We start from the raw sequence: 8,900 nt of genomic DNA, 5'->3' as shown, positions 1-8,900 counted from the left end.
GTGGTCCCCGCCCGGGGGGGGGGGTGTGGGCACCGGGGGCGGGGCGGGGGCAAGGCGGAAGCCGCCTGGGCGGTGGGGCCGTTGGGTTGCGGGCGGAATGGTCGCGGGGAGCGCCTTGGCTGCCTCGCCCGGGCCGGCCGCCAGGGTGGCAGCGGCCGGGCCCTCCGTGCTCCCCGACGCGCCGCGCTCGGCTTGTATGGCCTCCAGCACGCCGGCGACAGCGGGCTCCGCGAGCCAGTGCTCGAGCTCCAGCGGTTGGCGCCGGCGCCAGTTGGGGTGTCCAGTGCCGCTGCCGGGGAGATTCACCTGCTCCGTCTCGCCGAGCAGGTCCGCCGTCTGCACCAGCAGCAGCCTTGCGGGCGTGCGCGCCAGGTAGCGCTGCACTGCCGTGATATGCGCCGGTGTCAGCTCCGGCAGCGCCACCGGGTCGGTGCTGCCGTCGGCGGGCAGCAGGTCGGCTTGCGCCAAGGCCAGCAGCAGCCGGGCGCGGTCGTTGGTGCGGGCGAGGAGGCGCTCCGTGTAGTCCGCCTCGGTGGGGAACAGCGCCAGCTCTCGGCGGTGCTCCAGGTCGACACCGGCCCAGAAGCCCCTGAGTGGCGGCAGGTCATGGGTGCCGGCGGTGACAAGCGCATTGGGCGCGTAGTCCTCGGGCGGGAGAAAGCCGCCGTCGGCATCGCGCTCGAAGTAGAAAACCCGGGTGGAGAGGAGGCCCCACTCAGGGATGGCGGTGCGCACGGCCTCCGGCACAGTGCCCAGGTCCTCGCCGATGATCATGCAGCGGTTGCGCACGCTCTCCAACGCCAGCACGCCGAGCAGGTCTCGGAATGGATAGGCCACATAGGAGGCTGTGGCTGGATCAGTGCCCGCCGGCACCAGGAAGAGCCGCATCAGCCCCATGACATGATCGATGCGCAGCGCCCCGGCCGCGCGCATGTTGGCACGCAGCTCTTGCGCGAAGGGCCCATAGGCGGCCTCGCGCAGGCGCTGCGGGTGCCAGGCGAGCACACGCCAGTCCTGTCCCTTGGGGCTGAAGTCGTCCGGCGGTGCGCCGACATGCACGCCGGCCACATAGCTTCCAGGGGCCGACCAGCGGTCCGCGCCGTCGGGCGCGGCACCCACGGCGAGGTCAAGGCAAAGCCCGTGCTGCATGCCGAGCGACTCGCAGCGTACAGCGGCGGCGTCCAGCTGCTGGCGCGCGAGCCATTGCAGCCAGGCGAAGAAGTCGACCCGCTCGGCGTGCTCACGGGCAAAGGACAGAACCTCCGGTGACTGCGGGTCCCGGTACGCGGCAGGCCAGTGATCGAAGGAGCCGGTCTGCGCGACCGATGCCGTGTCCGCTGGCGGCTTTGCCGCCAGCTGCTCGGCGATAGCCTGGAAGAGCGCAAAGCGTTGCAGATCCGAACCGCCCGCCTCCGAGAATATGCGGAAGGCGCGGCCTCGCTCGCCGTCCGTGTCCAGGTGCTGGGTGCGGAAGTGGCGGAACAGCCGGCTCAGGATGTCGAGCTTGACCTCGGTCACGCCGGCGTAGTTGACGAGCGGGTCCCCGCGCAGCGCCCGCAGTCGGGCCTGGAAGGCATCGGCGTCGATGCGCGCGCGCAAGTCGTCGCACTCGGCAAGCTCGGGCACCGCCTCCACGTCGATGTAGAGCGGGCTCAGCCAACGGCGACTGGCGGGACCGTAGGGGTCGCAACGCTCGGGCTCGGTGAGAAAGAGGGCGTGCAGCGGGTTCAGCGCGAGCATGCCGGCGCCGGCCCCGGCGGCGAGCTCCACGAGGCGGGTCAGGTCGGTGAAGTCGCCGATGCCCCAGTTGCGCCCGGAGCGCACCAGCGGCAGCTGGGTCACCAGCCCCCAGCCGCGCGCGGGGCCGGTGTCCGGCTGCCAGCAGCGACGCGGCGCGACGATGACGGTGGTCTCGGCAAGCGGCTTGGCAGCGTCGCCGTCGCTGTCGGCATACAGCGATAGGCGGTGATAGCCGATATGTGCCGGAGGCGTGACCGGCAGGCGTCGGGAGATCCAGGCGGCGCCCTCGAGCTCCCGGGTGGCGGTCGTGGACAAGTCCTGTAAATCGACCCGCCACGCTGACTCGGTGCCGTCTTCCGCCGTCAGCACAGCACGCAGCCGTCGGGCCTCGGTCTCCGGCAGTGTCAGATCCAGGGTCGGCGTTCGATCACCCAGACGGTGTACCAGCACGGGCGGGAGCTGTCGGCGCCAGTCGGCGTCGATGGCCGCCTCCAGGCACGCGCGCTCGGTGTCCGGGTCGCCGGCGGCGACGCCGAGCGCTCGCAGCAGGGTACGCTGGGTGCCAGCGTTCGGGTCATGCTCGCGGCCTTGCACATCGACATAACGCTCGACGATGCCGAAATGCTCGCAGAGCCGGTGTAGGGCGTCGTCGCTGGCCATGGGGGTGTCGGCTGTGCGCTCCGGTTGCGGGCTCCGGCTGCGGGCTCAGGTAGCCGGCGCCGTCGGGGCGTCGGTGTCTTCATCGCTCGCCAGGTACCAGGCGGCGGTCCAGGGCGGCAGGCGGCCGTCGGTGAGGGCCTTTCCGGCATCCATGGGCTCGATATGGAGCACCCGGCCGGGTGCCCCATCGTGGCGTAGGCCAGGCACCGCCAGCGCCGTCCCGCCGAGGTTCGCGACGAGCGTGAGCAGGCTGGCATCACCGAGGCGCCAGCGCACAACCAGTCCTGTGTCGCCGATGAGGTCGAAGCCACCGGCATGGCCGTCCATGCCCGCGAGCCTTGGCACGATCTCCGCTTGGCGCAGCGCGAGCAGCCCGCGGTGGAAGTCGAGCCACGCGCGATGCTCGGGCTCATCCAGCAGCGCCCAGTCGACCTTGGAGCGGGTGAAGGTGCCCGGGTCGTTAGGGTCCGGGATGGCCGCCTGCGCCGCCTCGTCCGCAAACTGCTCGAAGCGGGCGAACTCCCGGCGGCGGCCTGTGGTGACGGCGTCGGCCAAGTCTTCGCCGAAATCGCAGAAGAACAGGAAGGGGCTGTCCGCACAGCGCGGCTGGCCCATGAACAGGAGCGGGGGGGTGGGCGCCAGCAACAGCACGGCGGTGGCCGCCCGCAGCGCCCGCGCAGAGGTGAGCTGGTGCAGGCGCTCGCCGAAGGCCCGGTTGCCCACCTGGTCGTGATTCTGCAGGAAGCTCACGAAGGCGGTAGGCGGCAGGCGGCCGCTGGGCTCACCGCGGGGCGCATTGTTGCGGAAGGCGGAGCGCTCCCCCTGGTAGCCGAAACCCTCGGCGAGGCAGCGCGCGAGCCAGTAGGTAGGGGGCGCGCCGTGTTGCGCGGCATAGTCCTCGTAGTACCCGTCCGTCTGGCCGCTGAGCAGCACATGGGCGGCGTGGTGGAAATCGTCGTTCCATTGGGCGACGTAGGATTGTGGGCTGCCGTCGGCCCGACGCGCCAGATAGCGGGCGGCGTTGGCGTCGTTCTCCAGCACCAGGTGCACGCGGCGTCCGCGCCCGGGGCCGGCGGCAACGGCCGCCGCAAGCTCAGTCAGGATGTCGGGCTCGCTGTCGTCGGCGATGGCATGCACGGCGTCCAGCCGGAGACCGTCGACACGGTACTCTTCGATCCAGTACAGGGCGTTGTGGATGAAGAAGTCCCGGACCGGGCGGCTGTGCTCACCGTCGAAGTTGATGCCCGCGCCCCAAGGCGTGTGGTGGCGCTCGGTGAAGAACTGCGGCGCGTAGAGGTGCAGGTAGTTGCCTTCGGGCCCGAAGTGGTTGTAGACCACGTCCAGAAAGACCATAAGCTCGAGGCCGTGGGCCTGCTCGATAAAGGCCTTCAAGTCTTCCGGACGGCCGTAGCCCGCGAAGGGCGCAAACTGGAATACCCCGTCGTAGCCCCAGCCGCGGGCGCCGGGGAAGGCGGCCAGCGGCATCAGCTCCACCGCGGTCACGCCCAGGTCCTTGAGGAACGGCAGGCGACGCGCGGCGCTGGTCAGCGTCCCCTCCGGCGTGAAGGTGCCAAGATGCAGCTCGTAGAGCACGGCCGTCTCCCACGGCCGGCCCATCCAGCGCTGCTCTGCCTCGCTCCAAGCGTATGCGCCCGGGTCGATGACCTCGCTCGCGCCATGGACGCCGTCGGGCTGAGAGCGTGAGGCCGGGTCCGGTACGGCTTGCTCGCCCTCCACTCGCGGGCCGGTGATGCGGAAGCGATAACGGCTGCCGGGACCTGCCAGGTCCGTCACCCGCTCAAGCCAGCCGTCGCCCACCGCGGCCATATCCAGCAAGTGCTCGGGCGCGGCGCGGCCGTCGAGCTCCAGCGCCACCCGCTCTGCCCCCGGCGCCCAAAGCCGGAAGCGCACGGCCCCGTCGGCGGTGAGCTGGGCGCCGAAGGGCATGGCGTGGCGAATGACGGTCATCGTGGCTCCTGCGCGGATGCTGACGGTTCCGAGGGTGCTCCTTCCAACCGATTAAGCAGAAGGCGTACCAAGTCGATTGCTTGACTGCCCCGAATATTGACAGATGCGTCAAGCGCTCGATGCCATTGCTTGTCCCTGACACCTTCGCGGCCAAGGGCCAAGGGCCAAGGGCAAAGGGCGAAGGGGCCAAGGGCTGAGGCGCAGTTGCGTCGTCGGCGGGAGACTACGACCCTCAGCCCTCGCTCCTGGCCAATGAGGCACCGCCTCGCCAGCCCTTTCGCCCGCGTGTTTTCGTCGACGCCAGCTGCACCGGGAGCAGTGGGTCATTTGCACCCGCGCTGGGCCGAATGCCCCGGCAGCTGCCAAGCGCAGCCGCGAGCCCATCCCATCGCCGTCAGCGCAATGCAGTCGGTTTTCTGGGTGCGTCCCGCCTTGGTCTGCGATGCTGCCAGCGTCCGCGCCGCGCGGAACATTCGGGTGCCGTTCGTGCTGACCTTGTCACTTTCCATGCGGCTCAACTGGTGGCCCCAGGCACAACCGAGTGCCCGCATCGACTCCGGGGTCGGGCGCGGTTCGGCGCTTGGCTCTCTGCTTGCATTGCCTCAAACGTTAGCTGGAGTGACGCCCGGCCGTTCGCTTGCCCGGCGCCTCGTCTGCACCGCTTGTCCCACCAATCGCCCCAGCGTCACCGTTGGAGGGCTAATTTTTAAGGGCTGGCGGTGCTATGGGAGTCCGGCCCTCGGCCCTGGCCAATGGGCAACCGGTGTCGCGCCGGTGACCCGGTGCGCTCGTCGGTCTGAAGCACCGCCCCGCTCGGGTGTCGGCATCCAACGATAACCAGGGGCGGGCGCCCCAGATCAGACCTCGGAAGTAACAGGACCCGGCGGATGACCACCATCACCGAGACGCAACCCGCACCCGACCCACTCTGGTATCAGGACGCGGTCATCTACCAGACACACGTCAAGGCCTTCTTCGATACCAACGGCGACGGCAGCGGCGACTTCCGCGGACTCACGCTGAAGCTCGACTACATCCGCGACCTGGGCGTGGACTGCATCTGGCTGTTGCCCTTCTACCCGTCGCCTATGCGCGACGATGGCTATGACATCGCCGACTATCGCAATGTCCACCCGGCCTACGGCAGCCGGCGGGATTTTCGCCGCTTCGTGAGCGCCGCCCACCGCCGCGGCATCCGCGTCATCACTGAGCTCATCGTCAACCACACCTCGGACCAGCATCCCTGGTTCCAGGCCGCGCGGCGGGCACCCAAGGGCTCGGCCAAGCGCAATTACTACGTCTGGAGCGATGACGACAGCCGCTTTGCCGAAACCCGCATCATCTTCACCGACACCGAGTCCTCCAACTGGACCTGGGACCCAGTGGCGGGCCAGTACTACTGGCATCGGTTCTTCTCCCATCAGCCGGACCTGAATCACAACAACCCGCAGGTGGTGCGCGCCGTCATCCGCGTCATGCGTTTCTGGCTGGACATGGGCGTGGACGGGCTGCGGCTCGACGCCATCCCGTATCTATGCGTGCGCGACGGCACCAACAACGAGAACCTGCCCGAGACCCACGCCGTCATCAAACAGATGCGCGCGGTCGTGGACGAGCACTACAAGAACCGGGTGTTCCTGGCGGAAGCCAATCAGTGGCCGGAGGACGTGCGCGACTACTTCGGCGACGGCGACGAGTGCCACATGGCCTATCACTTCCCGCTGATGCCGCGTATGTACATGGCACTGGCGCAGGAGGAGCGTCATCCCATCGTCGAGATCATGGAGCAGACGCCGGAGATTCCGGCCAACTGCCAGTGGGCCATCTTCCTGCGCAACCACGATGAGCTGACACTGGAGATGGTCAGCGACCGCGAGCGGGACTACATGTACCAGACCTATGCCGCGGACCCGCGCATGCGCATCAACGTGGGCATCCGTCGCCGGCTGGCGCCGTTGCTCGGCAACGATCCGGGCAAAATCCGGCTGATGGTCAGTCTGCTGCTCTCCATGCCGGGCTCGCCGATCCTTTACTACGGCGACGAGCTGGGCATGGGCGACAACATTTACCTGGGCGATCGCAACGCCGTGCGCACGCCCATGCAGTGGTCGCCGGACCGCAACGCCGGCTTCTCCCGCGCCGATCCGGAGCAGCTCTATCTGCCACCGGTGATGGACCCGATCTACGGCTACCCATCTGTCAATGTGGAGGCGCAGAGTCGCGCGCCGGCGTCCCTGCTGAACTGGACCCGGCGCATCATCGAAGTGCGCAAGCAGCACCGGGTCTTTGGCCGCGGGAGCATCGACTTCCTGCATCCCGGCAACCGCAAGATCCTCGCTTATGTGCGGCGCTTTCCGGCATCGGAGGGACTGGCGCCGACCTCGGACGCAGCCAGTACTGCTGCACCGACGGCACCGGCCGTGGCCCCTGCCGACCAGCCGGACGAGGTGGTGCTCTGCGTCGCCAACCTCGGCCGCGGCGCCCAGCCCGTGGAGCTGGACCTCGCCGCTTATGCGGGCCGCGTGCCCATCGAGCTCTTGGGCCAGACGCCTTTCCCGCCCATTGGCGAGCTGCCCTATCTGCTGACTCTGCCCGGGCACGGCTTCTACTGGTTCCGGCTCGCCACCGACGTGCCGGCGCCCGCCTGGCACGACGAGCGCGTGGCCGCCCCGCGCCTGCGGACCCTGGTCCTACCCGAAGGCTGGCTGAGCCTGCTGCCGGAGCGCGCGGCGCGCCGCCGCACGGCGCTGCGGGCGGTCGCGCTGTTGCAAAACCATGTGCTGCCCCGCTATCTGGCGGCGCGCTGGGCCTCTACTGCGCAGGCGGTACCGCCGGTGACCATAGAAGCCGCCGCCCTCTGGCGGGATTGGCTCCTCACCTTGACTCGTCTGGATCGCGGTGATGCCGGCACGGAGTGGTTGTTCCTCCCGCTGGCCATTGTCTGGCAGCAGGACGGCACGGCCCTCAGCACGGTGCCGGCAGCGGCCACGACCCTGGCGCAGGTGCGCCGGCAGGCGACACCCGGGTTCCTGTTCGAAGCTCTGGCGGACGCCGGCTTTGTGCGCACCCTGGCCTGCGCCATCGGCACCGGCGAGGAGATCCCCTTCGGCGGCGGCCACCTGGCGCTCAGGCCCACGGATGCCTGCCTGGAGCTGTTGGCGGGCTGCGCAGAGGCCGACGTGCACCCGTTGACCGAGGACCCGGACAACGCCACCGTGCTCGGCGACCGGCTCATCCTCAAGACGCTCCACTGCCGCGCGCCGGCGGCTGGGGCAGAGAAGCCGTCCGAGGCGGCTGCCGGCGCGCCGTCCGGCCCCGCACAATCCCGTGTGGGCCAGGTGCCAGACCCCATGGTCGAGATCGCCCGCCACCTGACGGAGTCGGCCCGCTTCCCGGGCACACCGGCGCTGGCGGGCCACATCGACGGGCACTTCGACGATGACCGCGGCGGCAACACCCCCTGCACCCTGGCGCTGCTGGAACAATACGTGCCGAACCAGGGCAACCTCGCGGCGCGCGTCCGCGACTTGCTGCAACGTCTATGCGACGAATACTTTGCCGCCGGCAGTGGCGATGCCTGGCGTGAGGACCCGGGCCAAATCGGCTTCGCCGAGCTGGCGGACCGCCTGGGCGCCCGCATTGGCGAGCTGCACGCGGCGCTTGCTCATGGGAGGGACGACGAAGACACCGCCAACGGCGCCTTCCGCCCAGAGCCCATGGCCGAAGCGGATCACGAGCGCCTGCGCGAAGCGCTGCAAGCCACGGCCGTCCGCGCGGTGGACGCACTGCGCGACCGGCGCGACGCGCTCCCTGCCGCCGCCGCTGAAGCTGCCGACCGTCTGCTGGCCGCCGAAACAGAGCTGCACGCCGGCATCGACAGGCTGAGCCGCCACGGCTTCGGCCCCCTCCGCTGCCGCATCCACGGCGACCTTCGCCTCGCCCGGGTGCTGGTGGCTCAGAGCGAGCCTGTCCTCATCGATGCCGGCGGACCCGCTCACCGGCCACCCGCCGAGCGCCGCGCCAAACGGCCGCCGCTCAGCGACCTCGGCACCCTGATCTGCGATCTGCACACCGCCGTCGCCCAGCTGCAGCAGCGGCAGCGGGCGGAGCACCCGGACATCTACCCGCGCCTCGTCGAGCCGCTGGCGACCTGGCGGCGGCAGACCGTCGACCGGCTGCTCGCGGCCCACGCCGCCGCAGCCGAGGGCTCACTTCTGCTCGCAGCAGACCCGGCGCAGCGCGCGGAAGCGGCATGGGCGCTCGCGTTGGGCTGCGCGCTGGACTGTCTGGAGGCGGCGGTTGCGGCGAGCCCGCAGGCACCACCGGCGCAACTGGCCGCGGCCATCGCCGCAGTGCTGAGCCTGCACCAGGATGCTGCTGCGGCGTCAGGTGGCTGATTGGATCGATGCCGATTCATCGGCCCTGGTTTTCCCGTCTTCGGACGGAGCCAGAGAACGCGGTGTTCCGGCTCCTCTATGGAGACGCTGAAAAATGGGCTTCCTGCCCATTTTCAGCACGCGAAGCGAAAACGC

4 protein-coding genes are annotated in these 8,900 nt (G+C 69.8%); 1 reads left to right on the top strand and 3 read right to left on the bottom strand.

Going from position 1 to position 8,900, the window contains the following annotated elements; all coding sequences use genetic code 11:
* The 3 genes from malQ to I6U14_RS17545 form a co-directional block, all read right to left on the bottom strand.
* On the bottom strand, positions 1-2,400 hold a 2,400-nt coding region (gene malQ / locus I6U14_RS17555; protein ID WP_296901089.1), incomplete at its 3' end, for a 4-alpha-glucanotransferase.
* Positions 2,401-2,445: 45 nt separating this feature from the next.
* Positions 2,446-4,368 (bottom strand): malto-oligosyltrehalose trehalohydrolase, encoded by a 1,923-nt coding sequence (gene treZ, locus I6U14_RS17550; protein WP_296901088.1) that lies wholly within the window; start codon positions 4,366-4,368, stop codon positions 2,446-2,448.
* Between the two features lie 323 nt (positions 4,369-4,691).
* A complete protein-coding gene (locus I6U14_RS17545) occupies positions 4,692-4,877 on the bottom strand; it encodes a hypothetical protein (RefSeq protein ID WP_296901087.1) in 186 nt (61 codons plus the stop codon).
* Positions 4,878-5,255: 378 nt separating this feature from the next.
* Here I6U14_RS17545 and treS point away from each other — a divergent pair, with 378 nt between their 5' ends.
* The gene (gene treS / locus I6U14_RS17540) at positions 5,256-8,765 is read left to right on the top strand and encodes a maltose alpha-D-glucosyltransferase (protein WP_296901086.1); all 3,510 of its coding nucleotides are present in this window, start codon (positions 5,256-5,258) and stop codon (positions 8,763-8,765) included.
* Positions 8,766-8,900 lie beyond the last annotated feature (135 nt).

The sequence above is a fragment of the Thiohalocapsa sp. genome (genome assembly GCF_019695415.1).
Lineage (GTDB): Bacteria > Pseudomonadota > Gammaproteobacteria > Chromatiales > Chromatiaceae > Thiohalocapsa.
This window is presented reverse-complemented; position numbering and strand designations above follow the sequence as displayed.

What these genes read in the sequence shown, in the direction of transcription:
- treZ (WP_296901088.1), bottom strand. Translation starts at nt 4,368, where the DNA reads ATGACCGTCATTCGCCACGCCATGCCCTTCGGCGCCCAGCTCACCGCC.
- I6U14_RS17545 (WP_296901087.1), bottom strand. Translation starts at nt 4,877, where the DNA reads ATGGAAAGTGACAAGGTCAGCACGAACGGCACCCGAATGTTCCGCGCG.
- treS (WP_296901086.1), top strand. Translation starts at nt 5,256, where the DNA reads ATGACCACCATCACCGAGACGCAACCCGCACCCGACCCACTCTGGTAT.